The organism is Hyphomicrobium sp. B1 (assembly GCF_049532635.1).
GTDB lineage: Bacteria > Pseudomonadota > Alphaproteobacteria > Rhizobiales > Hyphomicrobiaceae > Hyphomicrobium_B.
The window spans coordinates 905,917-929,792 of record NZ_CP134871.1; the positions used below are offsets into that span (position 1 = coordinate 905,917).

At 60.5% G+C, this 23,876-nt stretch carries 20 protein-coding genes and 1 tRNA gene; 10 read left to right on the forward strand and 11 right to left on the reverse strand.

Features of this window, described 5'->3' with window-relative positions:
* Positions 1-159: 159 nt before the first annotated feature.
* Positions 160-2,463 carry an ABC transporter substrate-binding protein gene (locus RLW55_RS04380; RefSeq protein ID WP_423415706.1) on the forward strand — a complete coding sequence of 768 codons (2,304 nt, stop codon included), beginning with the start codon at positions 160-162 and terminating at the stop codon, positions 2,461-2,463.
* Between the two features lie 3 nt (positions 2,464-2,466).
* Here RLW55_RS04380 and RLW55_RS04385 read toward each other — a convergent pair whose 3' ends face one another.
* Entirely contained in the window at positions 2,467-3,390 is a 924-nt protein-coding gene (locus RLW55_RS04385; RefSeq protein WP_409561710.1) for a LysR family transcriptional regulator, read from the reverse strand.
* Positions 3,391-3,680: 290 nt separating this feature from the next.
* Here RLW55_RS04385 and RLW55_RS04390 point away from each other — a divergent pair, with 290 nt between their 5' ends.
* The 3 genes from RLW55_RS04390 (at position 3,681) to RLW55_RS04400 (ending at position 8,479) form a co-directional block, all read left to right on the forward strand.
* Positions 3,681-6,872 (forward strand): efflux RND transporter permease subunit, encoded by a 3,192-nt coding sequence (locus RLW55_RS04390; protein ID WP_423415707.1) that lies wholly within the window; start codon positions 3,681-3,683, stop codon positions 6,870-6,872.
* Positions 6,862-8,079 (forward strand): efflux RND transporter periplasmic adaptor subunit, encoded by a 1,218-nt coding sequence (locus tag RLW55_RS04395; RefSeq protein ID WP_409561708.1) that lies wholly within the window; start codon positions 6,862-6,864, stop codon positions 8,077-8,079. The genes RLW55_RS04390 and RLW55_RS04395 overlap by 11 nt, the downstream gene beginning before the upstream one ends.
* Before the next feature lie 85 nt (positions 8,080-8,164).
* Positions 8,165-8,479: a hypothetical protein gene (locus tag RLW55_RS04400; protein WP_155831106.1), complete on the forward strand. Its 315-nt coding sequence runs from the start codon at positions 8,165-8,167 to the stop codon at positions 8,477-8,479.
* A gap of 9 nt (positions 8,480-8,488) precedes the next feature.
* On the opposite strand, the gene RLW55_RS04405 is transcribed toward RLW55_RS04400, so the two are convergent.
* A complete protein-coding gene (locus tag RLW55_RS04405) occupies positions 8,489-9,202 on the reverse strand; it encodes a YARHG domain-containing protein (RefSeq protein ID WP_423415708.1) in 714 nt (237 codons plus the stop codon).
* A 194-nt stretch (positions 9,203-9,396) separates the two neighbouring features.
* Here RLW55_RS04405 and RLW55_RS04410 point away from each other — a divergent pair, with 194 nt between their 5' ends.
* Entirely contained in the window at positions 9,397-9,666 is a 270-nt protein-coding gene (locus RLW55_RS04410; protein ID WP_409561705.1) for a hypothetical protein, read from the forward strand.
* 77 nt (positions 9,667-9,743) lie between these two features.
* On the opposite strand, the gene RLW55_RS04415 is transcribed toward RLW55_RS04410, so the two are convergent.
* Both RLW55_RS04415 and RLW55_RS04420 read right to left on the reverse strand, forming a co-directional pair.
* Complete coding sequence (locus tag RLW55_RS04415; RefSeq protein ID WP_013950424.1) at positions 9,744-10,118, reverse strand: hypothetical protein; 375 nt, start codon at positions 10,116-10,118, stop codon at positions 9,744-9,746.
* A 128-nt stretch (positions 10,119-10,246) separates the two neighbouring features.
* The gene (locus tag RLW55_RS04420; RefSeq protein ID WP_409561704.1) at positions 10,247-10,759 is read right to left on the reverse strand and encodes a hypothetical protein; all 513 of its coding nucleotides are present in this window, start codon (positions 10,757-10,759) and stop codon (positions 10,247-10,249) included.
* A gap of 338 nt (positions 10,760-11,097) precedes the next feature.
* On the opposite strand from RLW55_RS04420, the gene RLW55_RS04425 reads away from it, so the two are divergent.
* Positions 11,098-11,283: a hypothetical protein gene (locus tag RLW55_RS04425; protein ID WP_013950422.1), complete on the forward strand. Its 186-nt coding sequence runs from the start codon at positions 11,098-11,100 to the stop codon at positions 11,281-11,283.
* A 366-nt stretch (positions 11,284-11,649) separates the two neighbouring features.
* Complete coding sequence (locus tag RLW55_RS04430) at positions 11,650-11,910, forward strand: hypothetical protein (protein WP_423415709.1); 261 nt, start codon at positions 11,650-11,652, stop codon at positions 11,908-11,910.
* Between the two features lie 17 nt (positions 11,911-11,927).
* Here RLW55_RS04430 and RLW55_RS04435 read toward each other — a convergent pair whose 3' ends face one another.
* The 6 genes from RLW55_RS04435 to hemC all read right to left on the reverse strand — a co-directional run bounded on the left by RLW55_RS04435 (position 11,928) and on the right by hemC (position 17,965).
* Positions 11,928-12,245: a PilZ domain-containing protein gene (locus RLW55_RS04435; protein ID WP_423415710.1), complete on the reverse strand. Its 318-nt coding sequence runs from the start codon at positions 12,243-12,245 to the stop codon at positions 11,928-11,930.
* A gap of 216 nt (positions 12,246-12,461) precedes the next feature.
* A tRNA-Thr gene (locus RLW55_RS04440) sits at positions 12,462-12,537 on the reverse strand.
* 153 nt (positions 12,538-12,690) lie between these two features.
* The gene (locus RLW55_RS04445; RefSeq protein WP_423415711.1) at positions 12,691-14,439 is read right to left on the reverse strand and encodes a heme biosynthesis protein HemY; all 1,749 of its coding nucleotides are present in this window, start codon (positions 14,437-14,439) and stop codon (positions 12,691-12,693) included.
* A 19-nt stretch (positions 14,440-14,458) separates the two neighbouring features.
* Positions 14,459-16,165 carry a COG4223 family protein gene (locus tag RLW55_RS04450; RefSeq protein ID WP_423415712.1) on the reverse strand — a complete coding sequence of 569 codons (1,707 nt, stop codon included), beginning with the start codon at positions 16,163-16,165 and terminating at the stop codon, positions 14,459-14,461.
* A gap of 133 nt (positions 16,166-16,298) precedes the next feature.
* Complete coding sequence (locus RLW55_RS04455; protein ID WP_423415713.1) at positions 16,299-17,033, reverse strand: uroporphyrinogen-III synthase; 735 nt, start codon at positions 17,031-17,033, stop codon at positions 16,299-16,301.
* The gene (gene hemC, locus RLW55_RS04460) at positions 17,033-17,965 is read right to left on the reverse strand and encodes a hydroxymethylbilane synthase (protein ID WP_423415714.1); all 933 of its coding nucleotides are present in this window, start codon (positions 17,963-17,965) and stop codon (positions 17,033-17,035) included. The genes RLW55_RS04455 and hemC overlap by 1 nt, the downstream gene beginning before the upstream one ends.
* A gap of 142 nt (positions 17,966-18,107) precedes the next feature.
* Here hemC and tsaD point away from each other — a divergent pair, with 142 nt between their 5' ends.
* Both tsaD and RLW55_RS04470 read left to right on the forward strand, forming a co-directional pair.
* Entirely contained in the window at positions 18,108-19,211 is a 1,104-nt protein-coding gene (gene tsaD / locus RLW55_RS04465) for a tRNA (adenosine(37)-N6)-threonylcarbamoyltransferase complex transferase subunit TsaD (RefSeq protein WP_414464462.1), read from the forward strand.
* 82 nt (positions 19,212-19,293) lie between these two features.
* Positions 19,294-20,310, forward strand: a complete 1,017-nt coding sequence (locus tag RLW55_RS04470) for an NAD(P)H-dependent glycerol-3-phosphate dehydrogenase (protein ID WP_423415715.1) — start codon at positions 19,294-19,296, stop codon at positions 20,308-20,310.
* Here the strand turns inward: RLW55_RS04470 and RLW55_RS04475 are convergent.
* Positions 20,270-22,123: a hypothetical protein gene (locus RLW55_RS04475; protein ID WP_423415716.1), complete on the reverse strand. Its 1,854-nt coding sequence runs from the start codon at positions 22,121-22,123 to the stop codon at positions 20,270-20,272. The genes RLW55_RS04470 and RLW55_RS04475 overlap by 41 nt on opposite strands.
* Positions 22,124-22,354: 231 nt before the next feature.
* Here RLW55_RS04475 and RLW55_RS04480 point away from each other — a divergent pair, with 231 nt between their 5' ends.
* Complete coding sequence (locus RLW55_RS04480; RefSeq protein WP_409561694.1) at positions 22,355-23,875, forward strand: NAD(P)/FAD-dependent oxidoreductase; 1,521 nt, start codon at positions 22,355-22,357, stop codon at positions 23,873-23,875.
* Position 23,876: the final 1 nt, after the last annotated feature.

The following is a 23,876-nucleotide window of genomic DNA, read 5'->3' on the forward strand; positions in this document are numbered from 1 at the left end:
CGGCAAACAACCCTGAAGCCGCCTAATCCAAACCAAATTCTTTCGTTCTCTGGCCCGGACTTATAAAGGTCTCACGGGCACGAAACGTTTGAAATGCAGGGAGCCGGACGTCCGGAAGATATCCGGATGTTCCGATCTTATAAAATTGGGGTGGGCGACGTGACATTTGCGGGGTTGGGACTTTACGTGCGCGCATTGGGGCAGCGGCCACTGCAGCGCCTGGCTGGCATCATCGCGCTATTGCTTGTTCTGTGCGTCGGTCCCAGCACCGCGCCGGCAGCAGTGCAGGCCATCGATGACGCCGACGCCGCCCAGCGACCGCCGGTGGCCGTACCGATTTTCTTTTCATCGAACACTGACGATTGCTACAGCAGCGGCATCGTCACCGCGATCAAACGCATAGCAACGCTCGCGCAGAACTATATCAACCGTACCGGCGGCATCGCCGGACGAAAGCTCATCGTCTCCCTTTACGACGACAAAGGCGACACGCAGCGCGCCACCGCAAATCTTGCCGAAGCCATCTCTGATCCTCAAACCGTCGGCATGGTTGGCATGACGAACGCAACGCGCGCCAAGGCAGCGCTCGGCGCCGACGGAAAGGCTCTGAGCGCCAGCGGCATTCCGTTTTTGTCGGACATCTCGGTCACAAGCCTTATCGCCAATTACCCCTCCGTCTTCACGACCCGTCCGTCGGAAGACGAAGAGCGGATGCCGATCATCACTGCCTTCATTAAGGAGATGAAATACACGAAGGTCGCGTTCGTCGGTCTCGACGGGAACGTCTTCAGTGCCAACCTCGGGGATTCGGTGAAGAAGTTTCTTGGCGATGATGCTGTCGTTTCGGATCGCCGCCTCAAGCTCACCGATGACAAGCTCAACCCAGCCGACATCGCCGCAACCGTCGAAGAGCTGAAGGCCAAAGGCCCGGAGCTGGTTTTCCTTTCGGTCGGCGGCAAACGCCTGAAAGATGTTTTCAGCCAACTCAAGGCCGCCGGTTACACGCCGCCCCTCTTCGTCACCGGACGCGCCGACATGCTGACAGCCAAAGGCAACGGCAGCTATCCCAACGACATCTATTTGATGGCGTTCGATGGATTTCCCGACGTCTATAGTGAACGCCTCCGCGACCTGCTGTTGACGTCGATCCATCCCGAGTATTGGGTCTTCGAAGGCGCAAAGAACGACGCTGCGCCCGGTTGGAAGGATGGCACCTGCAAAGTTCGCGACGACGACCTCCCGCCCAATCCGCTTGAAGATGACAACATACGCGCCCTGCAAACAGCGATGCGCTACGCCGACATGATCCGGCTCATCGCCGAGGCTGGGCGCTCAGCGCCTGCGGCGGCCAACGTCTCCGATCTCCGCGAATTTATCGTCAATGAACTCGGCACGACGTATGCTGCCGGTAAGGGCGTTTTCAAAGGCAGGTTTGGCAACTGGTCGTTTAGGCCGGCATCGCGGGCTGCAGCGCGCGCGCCTCTCATCGTCATGTTGCCGCGCGGTCTCGGGCATGCCCAACTGGCCCCGTTCCAATTTCTGCGTCTGCGGAACAACACGATGAAGCGGATAGATACGCTGTACGCCGACATCGACCTTATTCACGCGGACCAGATCGACGACAACAATCAGACGTTCCTCGCCGATTTCTATATTTCGATGAATGACCGGAACGGCGCTTCGATCGACCAGATCGAATTTTCGAACGCCTATCTCGATCCGGGCTCGAACAATCGTGAGATCACGATTCAGCCCATTCATGACGGCGGCAAAAGCGACGCCTACCCGGACCACATGAAAATCTATCAGGTGACGGGCAAGTTCCTCTACTCGCCAAACTTGCGCAACTACCCGTTCGACACCCAGCGCTTTTCAATCGATATTCAGCCCAAGCACGGAAACGCCGCGTTCATCGTCCAGCCGCCACCAGCGAGCCTGCGTGACAAGTCGGTTACCGTCGACGGCTGGGACCCGAAAGATAACTATGTCGGCTATGACGAGGACTTTGTCCGCACCGTCGACGCGCAGACGTTGGAACCGAGCGTCGTGCCTTTCTACAAGGCGAGCTTCGTCTGGCTGATGAAACGGCAAACGACCGACTATGTTCTCCGCGTCGTCGTTCCGCTGGGCTTCATTCTGTTCATCGCCTATCTGTCGATCTTCATTTCGACGCACCACTTCGAGGCGATCGTGACAATCCAGGTGACAGCACTTCTTTCGGCCGTCGCGCTTTATCTGGCGTTGCCGAAACTTGACGCCAATATAGAAACCCTCTCCGACCGTTTGTTCCTATTCACGTACCTCGTGTTAAGCGTCATCATCGCCATCACCATCGCGCGGGTGAACAGACGCATCGAACCAATCGGCTGGCTCAAGAAAGGCTTAGCATTTCTGCACATTGCCCTTATCCCGGTGATGACGGCAGCCATGGCCTACTATGTGTATCAGGCGAGCATCGCCTGATGCTCAGGCCGCGATGGCGTCTGAGCGAATTTTTTCGACGAGCTTTGTAAAAGCGGCGACGGCCGGGTTGCGCGTCTGCGCAGCCCCTGCCCGCCCGCTGCATGCCGCGACGAGATCCCAGGCGATATGGGGCTTTTTCAAAGTCGCGACGCCAAGCTTCGGCGACTTCGCCGCCGCGATGCGCGCACAAGCAAACGTCTTGGGAACCAAGGCGATCCCAAAACCATACGCGACAAGATCGAGCAGCACCTGGATATCGCCGACTTCAAGCACCGACCTGCGTGAAACGTTGGTGCTCGCAAACGCCCGATCGACGATCTTGCGCGTCCCCTTGTCCGGCTGAAAATCGACGAATGTTTCCTCCGCCAGACTTTCGAGCGGCACGTTCTCACGCCCCGCGATCGGGTGCCCCATCGGGTGAACAACAACCAGATGATCCGACGCAATCGGGATGGTGACGATCTCGCGACTCTTCTCGTAGAGCGGAAAAAATCCGATATCGACGCTGCCGTCCTTGACCGACTCCATCAGCTTGGTCGCCGTGCCGTGGCAAAGCTTGATTTCGACGCTCGGATGCAGGGCATGAAATTCGCCAAGGAGCTGCGGCAGATCGAAGAAGGCATGAAGACTGCCGCACGTCCCGACGCTGAGCGTTCCCCGCTCCAGGCCATTGATCGCGGCAACGGCCCGCCGCGCCTCCTTGATCCCGGCAATGATCTCCTGCGCCTTCGCGTAAAGCACGCGGCCCGCGACGGTCAGCTCAACCTTGCGGGTGGTCCGCACGAACAACGGCGCCCCCATCTCCTGTTCCAGCGCGCGGATCGACGCAGACAAACCAGATTGAACAATGTTCACTTTACGTGCAGCGCGCGTAAAATGCTGTTCGTCCGCGGCTGCTACGAAATGTTCGAGCTGTCTGAGGTCCATGGTTCAGCACCATCCACGATTAATCGCTATCAAGAAATAATAGCATCCCAACATACTATTGGACAGATGGCTGGCAATCCCGCAAATCTTAAACTCGGCGTTTGATCGGGCGTCGCCGTGGGGGAGTGGAGTGGCGTCCCGAAGAAAGCGATCCAACCGCGCGACGTGCGGTTTCGTCGCGAGCAGATTTTGCGATCTTACAGACGGAAGCCGTCCGGTCCGACAGTTAAAGGCCGGGGCGACAGCTGGGCTCTACCGGTCAGAGCCAGCGATGTGGAGAATTCGGAACTATGGCTGCACTCGTACGAATCGCGTTGCGGTTGCCGTACACGTTCGTGGTGCTTGCACTGCTCATTCTTCTGACGGGCGGGCTGGCCGCGCTCCGCACGCCGATCGACATCTTTCCGGATATTCGCATCCCGGTCATTGCCACGGTGTGGCAGTATACGGGTCTGCCGCCGGATCAGTTGTCCGGACGCATGGTGACGCCCTTCCAGCGCGCGCTCACGACGACCGTCAACGACATCGATCACATCGAGGCGAATTCCTATAACGGTATCGGCGTCGTCAAAATCTTCTTCCACCCATCGGTCGATATCAGCGTCGCGAATGCGCAGGTGACGGCGATCTCGCAGACGATGCTGCGCCAGATGCCGCCGGGCACCAACCCGCCGCTCATCCTGAACTACAGCGCTTCGACAGTGCCGATCGTGCAGCTTGCGCTTGGCGGCGACGGCCTGACCGAGCAGCGCCTTTTCGATCTCGGCATGAACCAGGTCCGCATCCGTCTGGTGACGGTGCCGGGCGCCGCCATCCCGTTTCCCTACGGCGGCAAGACGCGCCAGATTCAAATCGACCTCGATAACGCGCTACTGCATGCGAAGGGCCTATCGGCGCAAGACGTGCAAGCTGCTCTGGCCGCGCAAAACCTGATCAATCCGGCCGGCACTCAGAAAATCGGCGCAACCGAATACGTGATGCAGCTCAATAACGCGCCGTCCGCACTTAAAGATTTGGGCGACCTACCGATCAAAACCGTCAACGGCGCGATGGTCTACATCCGTGATGTCGCCCACATCCGCGACGGCAACCCGCCGCAACAAAATATCGTGCACGTCGACGGCAATCGCTCAGTGTTGCTGACCGTTTTGAAGAACGGCGCGATTTCCACGCTCGATATTATCCAGGGCATCAAGGACAAGGTGAATGAAATCAAGCCGGGCCTGCCCGATGCTCTGACCTTTTCCTACCTTGGTGATCAATCGGTGTTCGTGCGCGGCGCCGTCACAAACGTTATCCACGAAGGCGTTCTTGCCGCCGTTTTGACAAGCATCATGATCCTGCTGTTTCTCGGCAGTATCCGATCCACGATCATCATCGCGACGTCCATTCCGCTCGCTGTCCTTTCGTCCATCGCCATGCTGTCCGCGCTTGGCGAAACGTTGAACATCATGACGCTCGGCGGCCTCGCACTCGCCGTCGGCATTCTGGTCGATGAAGCGACCGTGACGATCGAAAACATCAACTATCATCTGGAACAGGGAAAAGACGTCGAAACGGCCATTCTCGACGGCGCTGATCAGATCGCGACGCCGGCGTTCGTATCGATGCTTTGTATCTGTATCGTCTTCGTGCCGATGTTCTTCCTCGAAGGCATCGCGCGATTCTTATTCGTACCGATGGCCGAAGCGGTCATGTTCGCAATGGTCTCGTCTTTCATTCTATCGCGAACACTTGTGCCGACGATGGCCAAGTACCTCCTCAAACCGCATGATCACAACGCGCACGAAAGGCCGACGCGCAATCCATTCGTCCTCATTCAGCGCGGCTTCGAACATGGCTTCGAGAAATTCCGCGGGGCCTATCACGGCCTTTTGGAGGGCGCGCTCGCGCATCGCGTGATCGTTCTGATCGTTTCATTCGGCTTCATTGGGTCATCATTCCTGCTGGCCCCGTATTTGGGCAGGAATTTCTTCCCGGCGGTCGATGCCGGCCAGATCCTGATGCACGTTCGCCTCCCGATCGGAACGCGTGTCGAGGAAAGCGCCCATGAATTCGCAAAAATTCAGGATGCCATTCGCGACGTCATTCCTCCCGATCAGATCGAGGTGCTGGTCGACAACATTGGCATGCCCATCAGCGGCATCAACACGACATATAACAACACCGGCATGATCGGCGCTCAGGATGGTGACATCCAGATCGCGCTGAAGGAGGGTCACGGGCCGACGGCCGAATACGTGAAACAACTCCGCAGCGAGCTGCCAAAAGAGTTTCCCGGCGCCACGTTCTCATTCCTGCCGGCTGACATCGTTAGCCAAATTCTGAACTTCGGTGCGCCCACGCCGATCGATCTTCAGATCCGAGGCAAGGATCTCGACGGCGCGTTTGACTATGCGCAAAAAATCTTAAGGCAAATTAAGATGATCCCAGGCGTCGCCGACGCCCGAATTCAGCAGTCGCGCCGCAATCCGGGCTTCGACATCGACGTCGATCGCTCCCGCGCGCAATATGTCGGTGTGACCGAGCGCGACGTGACTGAGAGCCTCGGCGCGAGCCTTGCCGGAACGGGACAGGAAAATCCCGCCTACTGGCTCAACCCGAAAAATGGCGTCCAGTATCCGATCGTCATTCAGACCCCGCAGTACAAGCTTGATACGCTGACGTCGCTGCAAAATCTGCCGATCACCTCATCAAATGACAACGCCGCGCCCCAGATCCTGGGCGCCGTGGCAAATTTCAAACGCTCTGTCATGAATGCGGTCGTATCGCAGTACGACATCCAGCCCATGGTTCAGATTTTAACGACAACGGAGGGCCGTGACCTGGGAGCCGTCGCGAGCGACATCCAGAAAGTTCTCGACGCCACCAAGAGCGAGCTGCCCAAGGGCGCAAGCGCGGTCATGCTGGGCCAGGTTAAGACGATGAATAGCGCCTATGCCGGAATGTTGTTCGGCCTACTAGGCGCCATCGTGCTTATATACCTGTTGATCGTGGTCAACTTCCAATCGTGGGGCGACCCGTTGGTGATCATTATGGCGCTTCCCGCTGCTCTGGTCGGCATCATCTGGATGTTGTTCCTCACTGGAACGACTCTGTCGGTGCCTGCCCTCACCGGCGCGATCATGTGTATGGGCGTCGCGACCGCGAACGCCGTGCTCGTCGTGAGCTTTGCCCGAGAACGGTTGGCCGACCATGGCGATCCGATCCTCGCCGCCCTCGAATCCGGCTTCGTCCGTATCCGTCCCGTCTTGATGACCGCGCTCGCGATGGTCATCGGCATGGCGCCGATGGCGCTCGGACTGGGCGAAGGCGGCGAACAGAATGCGCCGCTCGGCCGCGCCGTCATCGGCGGCTTGATCTTCGCGACGGCCGCGACCCTCTTCATCGTACCGATCATATTTAGCCTGATGCACAAACGCCGGACGTCAAACGCGTCATCGCCGCAAGGCGCCATCCCTGGAGAATTCCATGCTGCCTGAAACGCCCGCGGAGCCGCGCCAGCGCTCACGCTGGAAGATGCCCTTGGCGGCGGTCATCTTCATTGGGGGCGCGGCGTTTCTCGCCTTCACGGGAATTGAGAGTCGCGAACAAAGCGTCGCGCAGCTGACAACCAAAGCCGCCGAACGCGCCGTACCGACGGTCGCTGCCGCCACGCCCGCGGTCGAGCAGAGTGTTGGCGTCCTCGATCTTCCGGGCCGTCTCGACGCCTATTACCAGGCTGCCCTCTTCGCACGCGTCAACGGCTACGTCGCCAGCCGCAACGCCGATATCGGCACGCGCGTGAAGACTGGCGACGTCCTTGCGACGATCGATGCTCCCGATCTCGATCAACAGCTGTCACAGGCTGAATCCGATCTGGTCAACGCCAAAGCCAACGCCGCGCTGGCTAAAGTCACGAATGGGCGATACCAGGCGCTTCTGCCGAGCAACTACGTCACGCATCAGGCGGCGGACGAAAAGAAGGCCGACCTCGACGCCAAGAACGCGCTCGTGAAGTCGGAGCAGGCAAACGTCGATCGGCTCAAGGCGCTAACGGAATATAAGCGCATCGTCGCTCCGTTTGACGGTATCGTGACGGTGCGCAACACCGATGTCGGCAACCTCATCAACACCGGCAGCGCCACGGGCTCAGAGATGTTCGTCGTCGCCGATGTGCACAAGCTGCGCCTCTACGTCAACGTACCCCAAGCTTACGTCCCGATGATCCCAACCGGGACCGTCGGCAGCCTGAGCGTGCCCGAGCGCCCCGGCAAAACGTACGAGGCCAAGGTCGAAGCCTCGTCCGGCGCCGTCGATGCCGCTTCCGGCACGACCCGCATGCAGCTCATCGTCGATAACGCGGCGGGAGAATTGATGCCGGGCGCCTACGCCAACGTCCGCCTGAAGGTCGGCAGCAAGCACAACGTCCTGGTCGTTCCATCAAGCGCCATCATCTTCGACAAGGAGGGTCTGCGCGTCGCAACAGTCGGAACCGACGACAAGGTGAACCTGAAGTCCATCACTATCGGTCGCGACCGCGGCGCCACCGTCGAGATTGCGTCCGGCCTCGCGCCTGAAGACCGTGTGATCGAAAGTCCGCCGGACGGCATCGACGACGGCGATAAAGTCAACGTCAAGGAAAAGCCCAATCCGGCGAACGCGCCCTCGACGTCGAATACCTCCGCGCCATCGAACAAAAAAGGCTGACGCTTAAAGCTCCGACGATCCTTGGGAACACCTTCGTTGCGCCATGCGTTTGACGCGCATGGAACAGCGGAAGGAAAATATATCCATGAGCACGAAACTTCTCATGGCCGCCGCGATCGCGGCGGCCGCGCTCGGAAGTTCGCTGCCGGCCTTCGCAGATGCAGCCAGCAATAGCGCACCGAACGCCGCAAAAACGATCGAGCCCGGCAAAGTCGGCCCCGGCAGCGAAAATAACGCCGTCGTATCGCCCACCTCTCCCGACGTGCCGATCAACAAACAGCCCCCGCCGGAGATCAGCTTGCCAGCTAATTCAGGCTCGGGCAGCAGCACGGGTGAAAAAGGCAGCGGACCGGAAGCGACGACACCGCCCCACAATCCAACGGCACCGGGGCTGCAATAGCCCCGGCTCCTATTCGCCGATCAGCTTGCAGCTTATCTCGACCTGTCCGGCTTGCGCCGCTGCACCTTGATAGATGCCGCAATCGAGCAGGTTGTCGGAAAACACCTTGCGGCTGGTGTAGACGTTGATCAGCAGCATCGGTTGGCCTTCGGATGCCTTGCGAACGTCTGCTTCGGCAATGGAAATCCCGCCGAGGTTGACCGCCGTCGTTCCGCTCGGCAGATCGACAGCTTCGTTCGCGAGCGCGATTTCGCCGTCGTCATCAGCGGAATGTTTCATCGCACTGCCATAGTAGAAAGCTGCAACCCGCACCGTTTCGCCGGATTGCGCGAGTTTGTTTTGGGCCGCTCGCGATAGCGTCAGTTGGACGACGTATTTCGGAACGACTCGGACACCACCGGGCGCGGGTCCCATGGCTGCGCCCATGATCCCGGACGGTATTGCGGCGCACCGCTGATGCGCCTCAACATCCTTGATCCGCTGAACATCGGCTTCTTCCGCGCGCGTAAGCTTGCCGTACGGCGGAAAGCAACCCTTTCCAAATGCAGCTTGTCCTTCGGGACTTTCGAAGCAATAGCCCTTATTGGCGAAAATGGCATTGCGCGCCCGCCAGAGCGCCTCGCAGACGTCGGCGGCTTTCGCGGCGCCGATCCATGCGAACGCCGTAAGCGAAACGGCCATCGCCGTAGCAAACGCTCCTCGCCCGCCAAGGATATAGCGCATCTCAGGACCTCGGAAAAACGCCTCTGCTCGTGACTCAAAAAAGGACACCGCCCCCTGTTTGTCAGGGAAATTTCACGATGTGATTAAAAACGTTCGCATTCACCGACACGGAATTTGCCAAAGCGGCAGTTCCCGATTGCGTTCCCGCGGCAGACGCGCGACTGAACGGCAGGCAACAAATCGAGAGGCTGCAAATGTTGAAGTTTGTAGGCGTCGCAGGCATCGCCTTGGGGCTCACGGCCCTGGCGCCCGCCGCCGAGGCACACCACTGGCATCATCGCCATGACGGATACTTCCGGCTCGGCTACCATCGCGCCGGTCCGCCCCACGGCTACCGCTTCGGCTTCTGGACGTATGCCGGCGACCCATTCGCCCGCGACGACTATTTCGACGGACGCCGCTGCTACTACCTACACCGCCGCGACTTCTGTCGTGGACCACGGGCGTGGGGTTGGATCCGCTAAGCGATAAAAAGAGACAAGGGGCCGAGATGGATCGGCCCCTTAATCGTTTCAGGTGATGCGTAGTCGGCGGCTGCCGCTCACCACGCCGGAGTGCAAACCGTACGCGGGCGCATGTCGTAACCGTTGTCGTAATAGCAGTATGACGACGGATATGCCGGGTAAGCCGGATAAATGGGCGGGGGCACCGCATAGACGGGATAGGCTGGCGGCGGCAGCGCATAATAGCTGCCTGCCGGATAGAACCCGTAAGCCGGATAAAAACCCCAGCCTTGGCGATAGGCGCGGCGGGCCGCACGCCGGACCGCCTTCGGACATCCACGCCAGCTCGGCGGATGATAGCCGTAGGGGTCGTAGCCGCAGCCACGATAAAATGTTGCATCAGCCTCTGACGAGAGTGCAACGAAACTCAATGCTGCGGCCAGAGCGCCGACAACGACCTTCAAACCCGACATGGGACGTCTCCCAAATGCATTCCCTGCCCTCGCGGGCAGGGTCACACTAGGAGACAAATCTTAAATTCGAGCATACCGCGCGAAGTTAGGGTTATCAAAGATTTGCTGGAGCCACTGGCTCCAACCCGTTATTTCGGCAGCTTCGGCGTCAGATTGATTTTTGTTGCAAGCGCCTGCATCTGAGCCAGCGCTTGTTCGTCGATTTCGATGAGCTTTGGCAGCCGCTTCGACATTTTATCCTTGAGGTCGGCCGGACATCCCGCCGGCAAGCTCGCCAGAGTTTTGTCGACCTCCGCTTTGGCCTTCGTCTCGACGTCGACGCGGTCCACCGTGGTGTCGACGCACTCGTAGAGGCTGATGACGTAAGGCGTCGTCTGGCTGTAGAATTTTTCGAGCTTATCGGCCTCGGCATTGAACCCGCAGCGCCGCGCCAGCGCGATCTGCTGGAATTGGTCAGCGACCTGCTCTTTCATCAGCAACGACGTACAGCCGAAGCCGGTGGCTATGCCCGGCTGCTGACGACAGACGCCGATGCGGGTGTTCGGCTTTTCAATCTCGTTCATCGTGCACTCGGCATTTGCCTCCGAGGCGGCGACGGTGAGACCCACGGCCAACAGAAATGAGATCAGTCGCGCATTCACGGCGTTTGGCTCCCCCAAATAACGATTGGTGCTCGGACCGTAGCAAAGAGAATGTGGCAGACCGAGTTCTTGAATAGCCAATGTGACTTTATGCGCGCTGAATCGGCGCCCCGAAGCCGCCACGAGCATTTTTTGTGCGAAGTGTTACGCTGCAGTCACGTTTACTTTCCGCGCCCAATGCTAGCCTCATTCCGAGTCTGTGGTTGGCGCGTAACGCGAGGAAACCGCACAAGAAAAACAGGCGGCATTGCGCACCGCCTTTCCCCGCGATTCAGCACATTGGGATGTGCGCAAACGGGAGCAACGCTTGAGGGCTTTTCTCATGGGGAGAAGCCAACATGGCGAAATTCAAAGTCGTTGTTTGGTGTGATCATTGCCGAAACGATGCCGAAGGCTGCTTCGGCGGCGGCACCGAAACCATCGGCAGTTCCTACGAGACGTGGGAAGATGCCCAGAAGGCCGCCGAGGAATATTGCGGCCACTTGCCTTACGGCTATCGCGTCGAAGAAGAAGACGACTACTAGACAGCGCAGCGAAAACAACGCGAAGGCGTTTTTGTTACGCGCTGTGACACGCTTTGTGAATTGTTCATGACAGCAGCATTAGCTATCGCTGCTGATCTCAGCGGGAAGTGCATCGCTGCCAATCAGGTCGGACGAGCGGGACCGAAACCGGTGGGCGCGAGGGCGGTGCGAATCCTGTAGGCCCTGCCAGTCACATGGCGGGGCCTTCCTGTTTTTCACTCACTCATTCATTCCAACACTCGCCGCTCCAAAGGTGTTGGCTTCAGTTTATTTTCTATACGCAATCATACTAAAACGTATGCTGACCGACGTCGCAGCGAATGGCAGTGTGCAAACTGTTCACTGGCCAAATAACGACGTGGTTTCGTGCAGAAATTTCAAACCCGCATTGCGTTTGTCGAGGCATTACGCTGGTCACCTAACGCCGATTTTCACCACTTGAACTTGGCCCAGAACGTCATTGCGCAACTGGACGCCCGCGCGTTCGTCATGACTCCGGAAGGTCAGCAGGAAATTCGTACGGGCGACTGGTTGGTCAAGGATTCGGCTGGTGCGTTCAGGCCCATGAGCGATGAAATGTTCAGGCAAAAATACGAGCCAATAAAACTGCCCTCCCCTGCAGTCTGACGGCCACCAACGTCCACTCAATCTTTTCTAGCGCGTTTTCCAAACGTTGCCTGTGGCCGCACTGAATGACCGAAACGCGTCGATTGTCCGTCGATGTATTCAACCCCTACCCGATTGGGCGCGGTCCAGGCTTTGCGCACTTCACGCCGCGCATCGGAGGCCATGTCAACGACATGAAAAATATTCGGCAGCGCATCGCCGTCCGGAAAAATCAGCAGCGCACCGCCCTGTGAGAGATTGGCGATCCGCGCCGAAAAGATATTCCCGTCCTCAAGCTCAATCCGCGCCGGATGGCTGACGGCCTGTCGCTCGGATTGTCTGCGCTCTTTTCCCATGCGCGGACCCTGAGGCTGCAAAATCTAACAGCAGGTTACTTCCGCTCATGCAATTGCGGCCTTTGCAAACTCGGCCGCAGCCCTCATCAAAACGCGTTCGACGCCGACAATCGCGCGCTGGTCAGCGAAGCTCCGTTTGACCAAGCAGCCAGCAACAAAAAGCGGCGCACAACCGCACGCGCGGCATCGGTTAGTCGGTTGTGGTGGGAAGAAACATGGTGCCGCTTGTGTGACTCGAACACACGACCCCGTCATTACGAATGACGTGCTCTACCGGCTGAGCTAAAGCGGCTTTTGTTCCGGCGGAGGGGCGTTCCCCCCGAGAAGGCGCGAGGGATACTCTGGGCGGCCGGGAATTGCAAGGGTCGTGGCGTCAAAAGTCATTCCTGCCGCAGAGGCCCGCGCAAACCCAGCACGAGCCAAGACCCTCAACCCGATCAGCGCCTTAGTTGACCGACCGGAAAGTCCGGCGTGCGACGGGTTGCTCAAGCTCTGGCTCCGGCGGCTCCGTGCCCGGATCGTCCGGCGCGCGCGGTGTGACGAAGACAGCCGAATCCCCCCGCCCGGACGGCGAGCGCTCCTGCGGCAACGTCTTGACCGTCGTTGCAACCTCATCGGCGCGTGCCACCGCCGCTGGATGCGCAGCCCCATTGGCGGCACTTGCTGCCGATGCCTTCGGAGCGCTGCCGGAATTCGGCGTCACCGGAACGGTGACTGGCTCGGCGGTCACGACCTCAGGCTCGGCAGCCGCCGTCGCCGTCACGGGCTGGCTTTCGGCGGGGACGGGCGTTGCAGCTTCGTCCTTGCGATCCGGAGCCGCTGGCGCTTCAGCATTGAGTTCCGTCGTCACCGGGGCAATAGCGATCAACTCGTCGATCTTGGTCGCCAGAATTTCACCGCCAGCACTATCGCTTGTTTCAACCGGCACGCGCCATTGGAAGGCATCGAGACGGCCATCGACCGGCGAGATCGGTTCCCAGTGATCGGAGATGACGCCGTCGGCCATCCACACCGGATCGCGCGCAGCGTTCATCGCCCGCGCCAGCCATTCGCGCACCCGGCCCTTCTCTCCGTTCTCGCCGGCTTCGATCCGAGCCATCAACAGCGCAACGCGTTGCGTCAAGCGGTCGGCGAGCAGCGGCTCCAGTGCCCGGCGGGCTTCGTCATACAGTCGGGCCTCCGCCGCGGTCGTCGCCACTGCGATCGGGCTTTCGATCGAATGCGGATTGAGAGCCGCGAGCTGGCGGACGCGATCGAGACGGTCCCGCGTGCTGTCGCCGACACGCGCATGCGCGTAAACTGTCGCGAGATCGGGATGCGGCGCCTTCGTCCAGGTCTTCTGGATGATCTTTGCCGCCTTCGAGGTGTTGCCGCGCGATGCCAGAATGCGACCCGCAACGACGGCAGCCGGCACGAGATCCGGCGCCAAGGCGTGCGCTTCGAGCGCCCAGGCGAGCGCCTTGTCGGGCGTATCGTCCTCGGCTGGGATCGCCTTTGCCGTCAACAGCACGGCGCGCTTGCGATCGGCAGCGGCTTTTGGAATGTGACCGCTCTTGCGCGCATGTTCGAGCGTCGCCAGCGCCGCCGTCCAGTCCTTCTGCTTGCACTGCTGCTCAAAGAGCGCCGTCGACGACCAACCGAGTTTCGGATTGGCCTTGAGCGCCCGCGCTGCAAACTGCCGCGCAGCTTCGCCCGCGCCTTCCCGCTGCGCTTCGAGGAACAGCCCGCGAAGCCCCAGCTGTTCGGTCTCGGGAGACGCCAACATCGCCTCATAAATGCGCCGCGCCGACGCGCGGTCGCCGGAAAGCTCCGCCGATTGCGCGCGCAACAGTTGCGTTAGCGGTTCATGCGGCAGACTCTTGCGTGCCTGCAGCGCATAGCGCGCCGCAAGCGAACTGTCACCCGCACCGATGGCGATCATGCCGCCGGAAAGCGCATCGAGCCCTTTGCGCTCGCGATGCCGCATCAGCCGGCTGCCGATTATCGCCGGGCTGTTCCACAGTGTCTTGAAGACCGACCACAGAAAGATCAGCGAAGCGACCAGCGCCGCCAGGATGACGACGGCACGAAACACCGAGGTCTCGATGTCGTAGCCCTGCCAGACGATTTGCAGCGTGCCGGGCCTGTCGGCAAGCCAGGCAAGGCCGGAGGCGATGAGGGCGATCGTGAGCAGATAAACGACGAGGCGCACCATGACGCAGACCCTTTATCGATTATGGCGACGGCTGTGCCGATTGCTGGGAGACGCCCGCAATGGAAGACTTCAGTTGTGAATTGAGGTTCTGAAGCGCGGTCTCGACGCTGACCCGCGCCGCAACCTTGTCGAGGAAGGGGCGCATCGCATCCTGCGCCTTCGGTGACAATTCCTTGCCCTGGTCGATGACCTCTCCGAGACGACCGTCTGCCAGCGCAACCTGCATGCGCCCGACGACGGCTTCCGTGCTCTTGTCATCGGATTTGAGATCGATCCGGCGAACGCGCACAACCGATTTCGCACCAGCCCAAAGCCGATCGACGACGCTCGCGTCCTGCGGCTCTGAATCGGCGTCGATTGCACGGTCTGCCGCCGTGCGGAATTCCTTGGTCAGCTCGGGCAACGTCGGCACACCCGTGTCCTGAAGCTTCTCCAGCGCTGACAGATCGAACGTCGGCCCCGCAACCTTCTTCACGTCGGCAAGCTGAGCCGAGAAACTCTGCCCGCTGTCGAGCGCGCGCTGCAGGTTCTGCAGTTCAAGCGCGAGGACAACGCGCTTCGCGCTTTCCTTGCGCGCCGCATCGCCTTCGACGACCGCCTGCACGCTTTTATCAAGCGCCGCGATCTTCTGGTCGATCGGCTGCACGGCGGCTGAAATGTCGGCAGGTTTCGCCGCAGCCGCACGCAAACCATCGAGCGCCGTCTTGAGACTTCCGAGCTGATCCTGCGTGACTTTGAGATCGGCGGCGACGTGATCGGTCGTCGACTTCAACGCCGCGATCTCTTCTTCCATCCGCACACCGTCGGTCTTGAGACCGGCGACATCCTTGTCGATACGCTGCGTGCCCGCGCGTGCCGTCTCGGCGGCTTCGGTCGCCGATTGAATGCGGCTCTCGACATCCTTCGTCACGTTCGTCCGCAGCGCGGTCAGCTGCGTCGCAAGGCTCGTTTCGAGATCGGACACTTTGCCCGTCAGCCCCGCGATTTGCTCGATACGCGTCGCATTGGGATCGTTGACGCCCGCATCCGCCATCGCCTTCAGCCGATCCTCGATCTTGCCGATGCGCTCGATAAGTTGCGGCTGCCCAGCGTCGGAGGCGGCCGAGGCCAGCGCCGCTTTCGTCTCGGCGACGAGGCGCGTCTGCCCTTCGATCAGCGACGGAATTTTCTGTGTCGCATTTTCGAGGCCTGCGATCTTCGCTTGAATTCCGCTGAGATCCGGTGGCGGCGGTGCTGCGCTTTCGTTCTTCTCGATCGTCGCGAGACGTTGCGAAAGATCGGCGATCTTTGCATCCGCGCCGTTCTGCATTTCAAGCTGAGGCAAGGCCCACAGCACGGCAGCGAACGCCAGCGCGCCGCCGGCAATCCCGGCCGCCAGATGACTGAAAACGCCGCCGCGTTTTTGCACGACGACGCTCGGCTCTTCCGACTTAGCCGCACGGGCGGCAGAGGCCGCCGACGACGCGGCCGATGCGCCAGGTTTATCGGAGCTGGGCTTATCGTATTTGCCGGCGCCGAACGTCGCCTTGGCGTCGCTCTTCTTCGGCTCCTCAGCATAAGATCCAGCCGCCGCCGGACGCGGAACCTCGCTGCCTGCCGCGCTCTGAGCCGCGGCGCTCGATTTGCCCGGCGACACCTTCACCTCGGTCGCTTTCAGGTCGAGCGTCGCGTAGGGCTTCTTTCCCGCTCCACCGCTTGATCCTGTACCCGATTTCTCATCTGCCATCGGAGCCTAAGCCTCCTTACGAAACTCGCATATGCCATCCGGTCCCGGTTCAGAATCCAGGTGCTCCGGAAAAATCTGTCTATTGAGAGGGCTCAATTGCCGGGGCGACCAGCCGGTCTGTTTTTACGCCTTGTTACTCCGCTTTCGAGCTTGCCGCGAGACGTTTTACGAGTGCAATCATTTCTTCGATGTTAGGTTGCGAAGAAACGAGAGTCATATCGGTTTTTGCAATCGGCCCCAAGGCTTCACCTACGCGCTCGGACAGGCATAAATACGTTATGCCTGAAAGTTGTACCGGCGGCGACAGCGCGGCAACCAACCGTGACCAGATCCGCGCCGTCCGCGGCGACATCAGCGTTACCGCATCGATGCCGCCCGTTTGGAGCGCTTTGATGACATCCGGCGGCAACGCTTCCGCTTCGACTGACCGATACGCCAGCACCGGCACAACGTTAACGCCACTTTCGGCCAACGCGCTTTCAAGATCGAACGCGACGACGTCGCCTCTGAGATAGATCAAACGTTGGCCCGCGGCCCGCGCCCTGAGCATCGGTGCAAGGTCTTCGGCTCGCCCCGGCCCTTCCACGATCCGCGCAAAACCGATGTCCCTCGCCGCAGCTGCAGTTGCCGGCCCGACGACGTAAAGCAGCAGCGGCGTCAGCGTGGCAAGTACAGGCGAAGCGGCAAGCGCCGTCAAAGCGTTACGGCTGGTCGCAACGATTGCCGTCGCATTGGCAAACGCGTCCGCCGGAACATCGTTCGCAACGGTTTCCATAAGTGGCGCCAGCATTACCTCGCACCCAAGCTCTTCGATGCGCGTTTTCAGCGGTTCGGCATCTTGAATTGGGCGCGTAATGATGACGTTCATCAGACGTTCGGCCGGACAAGCAACGCGGCATCCGCCTGGTTTAGAATTTCATCGGCCGCGGACAATCCGAGCTCGTGGGCATCTTTGACGTTTCCGATACGAGAAACGTCATAGCATTTCTTGCCATCCGGCGAGAGCAGTTGCCCGCGAAAGCGCACTTCATCCCCTGCGACGATGCCATGCCCCGCGATCGGCGTCCGGCATGACCCTTCGAGCCGCGCCAGGAACGCCCGCTCGGCAGCGACCGCCCAGGCCGTTGTCTCATCATTCAATGCTGCAACGATCGGCGTCACGAGTTCATCGCCATCGCGAATTTCAAGCCCGATCACGCCCTGCGCCACGGCCGGCAGCATATGCTCCATCGATACTGGCGATGTGATCCGCTCCGTCATTCCCAGCCTCTTGAGACCGGCGACCGCCAGAAAGGTTGCTTCCGCCACACCGTCTTCCAGCTTGCGCAACCGTGTCTGCACGTTGCCGCGGAAATCGACGACGCGCAGATCGGGGCGCGCATGCAGCACCTGCGCCTTCCGCCGAAGCGACGATGTCCCGACGACCGCATTCTGCGGCAGCTTCGAGAACGATTCATGCCGCAAAGAAATGAATGCGTCGCGCGGATCTTCTCGCGGCAGCACCGCGCCGGTCACCAGCCCGTCGGGCAGTACGGTCTGCATATCCTTCATCGAATGGACGGCAACATCGATCTCGTTGGTCAACAGCGCTTCTTCGATCTCTTTCGTAAAGAGACCCTTGCCGCCGATCTCCGACAGCGGCCGGTCGAGCACGCGGTCGCCCGTCGTCTTGATGACCTGAATGGTGACGGCCTCATCGGCCAGACCATGGGCGGCGATGATCCTATCTTTGACTTCGTGCGCCTGGGCGAGGGCCAAAGGCGAGCCTCGGGTCCCGATGCGGATGCGGGTCGCTTGCAAAAAGGTTTCTCCGGATGCTAGGCGGGGCGCTCGAGCCCAAATGCCGATAGATGAATGCCGGTAATTCGGGCGACAGGTATGCTCCAAAGAGGCGCGGATTCCAACCACGCGCCAGCAAGTTCTAAGTTAAGTTCCTGAACAGATGTCTGAGCCTTCCGATACTGCGCCTTCTGCCGCCCTTGTTCTCGGCATTGAGACGAGCTGCGACGAGACGGCCGCCGCCATTGTATCCCGCAACGCCGCGGGAGAAGGGCGAATTCTGTCCAACATCGTTCTGTCGCAGTTCGACAAGCACGCGATCTACGGCGGCGTCGTACCGGAAATTGCCGCCCGCGCCCATGCCGAAAGCCTCGATCTTTTGGTCAAGACCGCCCTCGATAAAGCGGGCGTAACGCTCGGCGACCTGACCGGAATTGCAGCGGCCACCGGCCCGGGACTGATCGGCGGCCTCGTCGTCGGCGCCACCACGGGCAAGGCGCTGGCCCTCGCGACCGGCCGCCCGTTTGTTGCGATCAATCATCTGGAAGCGCACGCCCTGACGGTCGGCCTGACCGATCGGGTCCGGCCGCCTTATCTGATGCTGCTGGTCTCCGGTGGCCATACGCAACTGCTGCTCGTTGAAGGCGTCGGCCAGTATCGCCGGCTTGCGACGACTATCGACGACGCCTTGGGCGAAGCCTTCGACAAAACGGCAAAGCTCCTCGGCCTGCCGATGCCCGGCGGCCCCGCCGTCGAAAAAGCCGCAGCGAACGGTAACGGCACGCGTTTCGACCTTCCGCGCCCAATGAAAGGCCGGAGCGACCCGCACTTTTCATTCGCCGGTTTAAAAACGGCGGTCAGACATGCGGCCATGCAAAGCGCGCCGCTATCCGAGCAAGATATCGCCGATCTCTGCGCCTCCTTTCAGGCGGCCGTGTGCGAGAGCGTCGCTGATCGCGTGCGGCTCGCGATGCGTACGGGCGCATCGCATTTTCCGGACGCCGGGCAGCGGCCATTCGTCGTCGCCGGTGGCGTCGCCGCCAACAAGGCGCTGCGTGCCACCCTTGTAGATGTCGCCCGAGCGCACGACTTCTCGTTCCACGCACCGCCGTTCGAACTTTGCGGCGACAATGGTGCCATGATTGCCTGGGCAGGCGCCGAACGCTTGGCCCGTGATCTTGCCGACCCGCTCGACGCGCCGGCAAGACCGCGCTGGCCGCTTGACGCCGAAGCGCCCAAAGCCATCGGCGCCGGTGTCAAAGCTTAAGCTCATTACGGCTTAAGCCGCCGAAGGCTAGTCTGAATGTGCCATTTGCATTCCAATCGAAGTGCCGTGCTAAGTTGAACGAATGACAGTCCCGGGGGCGGTTTTGCAGATACGTTCGATCAGTGTTGTCGGCGGCGGCGCCTGGGGCACAGCCCTCGCGCAGACGCTATCGCACGGCGGCACGGCGGTGACGCTTTGGGCGCGCGAGCCCGAGGTCGTCGACGACATCAACGCCCGCCATGTCAATCGCACGTTTTTGCCGGGCGTCGATCTCAATCCGGCAATCCGCGCGACCGGCGATCTCATGAGCGTTGCGCATGCTGATGCCATTCTCGCTGTCGTCCCGGCACAGCACCTGCGCGGCGTAATGGCGAAACTCGCGACGCAGATTGCACCCGATACCCCTGTCATCCTTTGTGCCAAAGGCATCGAGCAATCGACCGGCCGCTTCATGGGCGATGTTCTGGAAGAGGTCGCGCCGCGCTTGCTTCGCGTTGTGCTTTCCGGACCGAGCTTTGCCGCTGACGTGGCCCGCGGCCTGCCATCGGCGCTGACGCTCGCCTGTCGCAATGAAGCCGTCGGCCGCGCGCTCGCCGCAACGTTGTCTTCGCGCCAGATGCGCCTCTATTGGTCGAGCGACGTACTCGGAGCCGAGCTCGGCGGCGCCGTCAAAAATGTTCTCGCCATCGCGGCTGGCATCGTCGCCGGACGCGGCCTCGGCGCCAGCGCGCATGCGGCCCTCGTGACACGCGGCTTTGCGGAGCTGCGCCGGTTCGGCGAAGCCTTGGGCGCGCGTCCCGAAACACTTCTCGGACTATCCGGCCTGGGCGATCTCATCCTGACGTGTGGCAGTCCGCAGTCGCGAAACATGTCGCTTGGCCGCGCCCTCGGCGAGGGCCGCACGCTAGCTGAGATTCTGGGTGCCCGTGCCGCCGTCACGGAAGGCATCTATACCTGCAAGGCGCTTGTCCGCTTGGCGCACGAGCATGGCATTGACATGCCGATCGCCGAAGCCGTCAACGATATCATCGAAGGCCGCCTGATGGTCGATGAGGCGATCACGGCGTTGATGCAGCGGCCTTTAAAAGCTGAAGATTGAGCGCCGCGCGATCGACCTTCCAGACGTGATAGATCGCGTGCGGATCAGGTAGCGCCACCGGCACCAGGAAACGCGGCGCCTTGCCATTCGCAAGATCGACCTTCAGCGTTCCCTTCCAGTCCAGACTCGATGCAAGCGGCTTATCAAGACCATCGCAGATCGCAACGTAATCGACATCCTCCTGCTTCAACAGCGCAGCCGCAGTCTTGGCATCGTGCGCTGAAAAAATCAGATGATTGGCGATGATCGCATTCGCAATCCGATGATAGGGCGCCGAGAGCACGCGATGATGCGTTTCGGCGGCGATAAAAGCGCCAACGTCGATATGCGCAGCAACAAGCCCCGCAGGCAGGTCGGCCAATTCGCGGATCGCTTCGGGCTTGGAGCAGGCATCCGCGTCGGCGCGTACCTGTTCCGTCATGGCAGGCGGAGCACCGACCGCCGCATCGACACCACCCGATGCCCACAGCAGCACTGTCTGATTGAACAGCACGATCGCGCCCAATCGTATTGTCGACGCGCCGATATCTCCGACCGGACCCAGGCGGCTGACGACGAGCGCCATCGGCACGATCGAGATAAACGATGCGTAAGAAACATACTTGTATTGCCAGCAGGCTAAACCGATCAACGACACAACCGCGGCAAGCAAAAAGAGGTCAGCCGCGCTGCGCGTCTCTTTCAGTCGATGAACTTGCGCCCAGAGCGCAATGCCATAGAACGCGAGCAGACCGAACGACTGACTGAAATGGCGATGGAAGAAATCCGCAACAATGCTGTTGTTTTCGGCGACCTTGTCCAGCCAGATCTTGATTGCAAGCGGCGGCAGCTGTCCTAAGGGGCCCCCGAGACACTTCGGCTCAAGCCATCCATAGGCTGCAATGCCAACGCCCGCACAGGCCGCAATCGGGGCGATACGCGCATAAAGCTTCCACTCCCGGCCCGGCACAAGAGCGACCAGAACCCCCACGACCCCCGATGCGACCAGCACGACCATGTTGAGCGAAATGGCATCGCATTTGATATCCATCCAGCGCGACGGCGGAATGGTCGCGAAGAAAGCTGCTGCGAACGTCACCGCCAGCGCAATCGAAAACGCCGCCGCACCTTTCTCGACGCGCCGGTCGAAAAGCCCCCACGCAGCAACGAACGTTCCCAGCACAACCGCCGGAGCCAACGCCTCATAGCCAACGGCGAGCGCCAGGCCAACCAGCGCGCCAGCAAAGCGCCAAGCGGCCGTGCGCTGCGGATAGGCCCACATCAATAGGGTGGCGGAAACCGTACAGGCGATCATCACATTATGATGGTCGATGCGGCCAACAGCGAATTGATACCACCCAAGCGGCGTCAGCGCCGCAAATAGCAGTGTCAGACGGCCGATCATATCGCCGCCGACCTTCGCTGTGGTTTTGAACATGACCCACGTGAGGAACCCCAGCGTCAACAGCGGCCACGCAGCATGGGTCAAACGCTCCGCATCTTCGATGGGAAGGAAGAGATTGAAACCCGCGATTAGCGCTGCAATCGGTAGATCGACAAGGCGAGACCAATGCGACAGCATCCCGGCATCGCCGCCGAACTTCATCGTCGTCGTATCGAACCAGTGCCAGGAAGCCATCAGCTCCCGGACCTGAACAAGGCGCGTCGCGTCGTCCGGATCGCCAAAGAAACCGTAAATCCCGACGCCGGTGACATGCCAACTGCGAGCGCCGACGAATGCGAGCGCAATCAGCCACCAACCCCAATTCGGAACATCGCGTAAGCAGGCCCTAATCCCCTGCTCGACCGATACCTTCGATGTAGCGGAATGCATACGCTGGTCCCCGGAAAGGCCGCGAGCCTATCGGACGCCCATTAGGGGACCGTAAACTTCGGCCAGCCGCAGATAAAAAAGACCTGAAATTTTATATTCGGGCTTGCTTCGAATTCTTTGCAAATATCAGCCTTTGTTTACCCATCCTCCCTAGTCTTCCGCTCAAGCATATCCGGCTCCCGGTCGCGAGCTGCTGCCCAAAGCCGTTCTGTTCATGCGTAGGCGCGTTTCATGTCCCATAGCGAAGTGTTCGTCATCGGCGCGGGTCCGGCCGGTCTCACGGCGTCGTATCTTCTGACCAAGCAAGGTATTTCGACGACCGTCATCGAGGCCGATCCGCACTACGTTGGCGGCATCAGCAGAACCGTCAACTACAAGGATTTCCTGTTCGACATTGGCGGCCATCGCTTCTTTTCGAAGTCGAAAGAAGTCGTCGATTTGTGGAAGGAAATCCTGCCGCAGGATTTCATCAGCCGTCCGCGCATGAGCCGCATCTACTACGACGGCAAGTACTATTCTTACCCGCTGAAAGCCTTCGAAGCGCTCGGCAACCTCGGCGTCGTCGAAAGCGCCATGTGCGTGCTCTCGTTCATGTACAAACAAGCCTTCCCGAACGAAAAGCCGGAAACCTTTCACGACTGGGTCGCCAATCAGTTCGGCGAGCGCCTGTTCTCGATCTTCTTCAAGACCTACACGGAAAAAGTGTGGGGCATGAGTTGCGATGAAATCTCGGCCGATTGGGCTGCCCAGCGCATCAAAGGCCTCGATCTCTGGTCGGCGATGGCCAACGCGCTGCGCAACTCCGTCAAGCCGAAGGGCGTCAAGGACGGCACGGGCGCACACGACGGCGAAGTCATCAAGACGCTGATCGAAAGCTTCCAGTATCCGCGCAAGGGCCCCGGCATGATGTGGGATGCGGCAGCGGCCAAGACCCGCGCCCAAGGTGGCAAGATCCACATGGGCACCGAGCTGTCGACCCTCAGATACGACGCTCGCCAGAACCTCTGGACCATTAAGGCCCGCACACCATCGGGCGATCTCGCAACCTTCACCTCGCGCCACGTCATTTCATCGGCCCCGATCCGCGAACTGATGCACGCTTTCGCCGAGGCCCCGAACGCGCTGGCCGCCGCCGACAATCTGCGCTACCGCGACTTCATCACGGTTGCCCTCGTCGTGAATAAGCCGGACCTCTTCCCCGACAACTGGATCTATATCCATGAACCGAGCGTAAAGGTCGGCCGCATCCAAAACTTCCGTTCGTGGTCGCCGGAAATGGTGCCCGACAGCAAACTCGCCTGCCTTGGCCTCGAATACTTCTGCTTCGAGGGCGATGGTCTCTGGGCAGCAGAAGATAAAGACTTGCTGGCGCTCGCCCGCAAAGAGCTTGCGACGATCGGCCTGGCCACCGAAGACGAATGCGTCGACGGCTGCGTCGTCCGTCAGAAGAAGGCCTATCCGGTCTACGATGATGGCTACAAGCGCAACGTCGAAGCCATCCGCTCTGAGCTTGCCGAAAAATACCCGACGCTGCACCTCGTCGGCCGCAACGGCATGCACAAGTACAACAACCAAGACCACGCGATGATGACCTCGATGCTGACGGTCAAAAACATCGCTGCCGGCGAAATGCTCTACGACATCTGGAACGTCAACGAGGACGCCGAATATCACGAAGCCGGCGGCTCAGGCGCGGAAGAAGCGCTAAAGAGCGTCCGCATGGTTCCCGCCAAGCTGCGCAAGGCAGGCTGAT

Bases quoted from the DNA above. Each gene is read 5' to 3' on its own strand.
- RLW55_RS04385 (WP_409561710.1), bottom strand. From the start codon at position 3,390: ATGGACCTCAGACAGCTCGAACATTTCGTAGCAGCCGCGGACGAACAG.
- RLW55_RS04390 (WP_423415707.1), top strand. From the start codon at position 3,681: ATGGCTGCACTCGTACGAATCGCGTTGCGGTTGCCGTACACGTTCGTG.
- RLW55_RS04395 (WP_409561708.1), top strand. From the start codon at position 6,862: ATGCTGCCTGAAACGCCCGCGGAGCCGCGCCAGCGCTCACGCTGGAAG.
- RLW55_RS04400 (WP_155831106.1), top strand. From the start codon at position 8,165: ATGAGCACGAAACTTCTCATGGCCGCCGCGATCGCGGCGGCCGCGCTC.
- RLW55_RS04405 (WP_423415708.1), bottom strand. From the start codon at position 9,202: ATGCGCTATATCCTTGGCGGGCGAGGAGCGTTTGCTACGGCGATGGCC.
- RLW55_RS04410 (WP_409561705.1), top strand. From the start codon at position 9,397: ATGTTGAAGTTTGTAGGCGTCGCAGGCATCGCCTTGGGGCTCACGGCC.
- RLW55_RS04415 (WP_013950424.1), bottom strand. From the start codon at position 10,118: ATGTCGGGTTTGAAGGTCGTTGTCGGCGCTCTGGCCGCAGCATTGAGT.
- RLW55_RS04425 (WP_013950422.1), top strand. From the start codon at position 11,098: ATGGCGAAATTCAAAGTCGTTGTTTGGTGTGATCATTGCCGAAACGAT.
- RLW55_RS04435 (WP_423415710.1), bottom strand. From the start codon at position 12,245: ATGGGAAAAGAGCGCAGACAATCCGAGCGACAGGCCGTCAGCCATCCG.
- RLW55_RS04445 (WP_423415711.1), bottom strand. From the start codon at position 14,439: ATGGTGCGCCTCGTCGTTTATCTGCTCACGATCGCCCTCATCGCCTCC.
- RLW55_RS04450 (WP_423415712.1), bottom strand. From the start codon at position 16,165: ATGGCAGATGAGAAATCGGGTACAGGATCAAGCGGTGGAGCGGGAAAG.
- RLW55_RS04455 (WP_423415713.1), bottom strand. From the start codon at position 17,033: ATGAACGTCATCATTACGCGCCCAATTCAAGATGCCGAACCGCTGAAA.
- tsaD (WP_414464462.1), top strand. From the start codon at position 18,108: ATGTCTGAGCCTTCCGATACTGCGCCTTCTGCCGCCCTTGTTCTCGGC.
- RLW55_RS04470 (WP_423415715.1), top strand. From the start codon at position 19,294: ATGACAGTCCCGGGGGCGGTTTTGCAGATACGTTCGATCAGTGTTGTC.
- RLW55_RS04475 (WP_423415716.1), bottom strand. From the start codon at position 22,123: ATGCATTCCGCTACATCGAAGGTATCGGTCGAGCAGGGGATTAGGGCC.
- RLW55_RS04480 (WP_409561694.1), top strand. From the start codon at position 22,355: ATGTCCCATAGCGAAGTGTTCGTCATCGGCGCGGGTCCGGCCGGTCTC.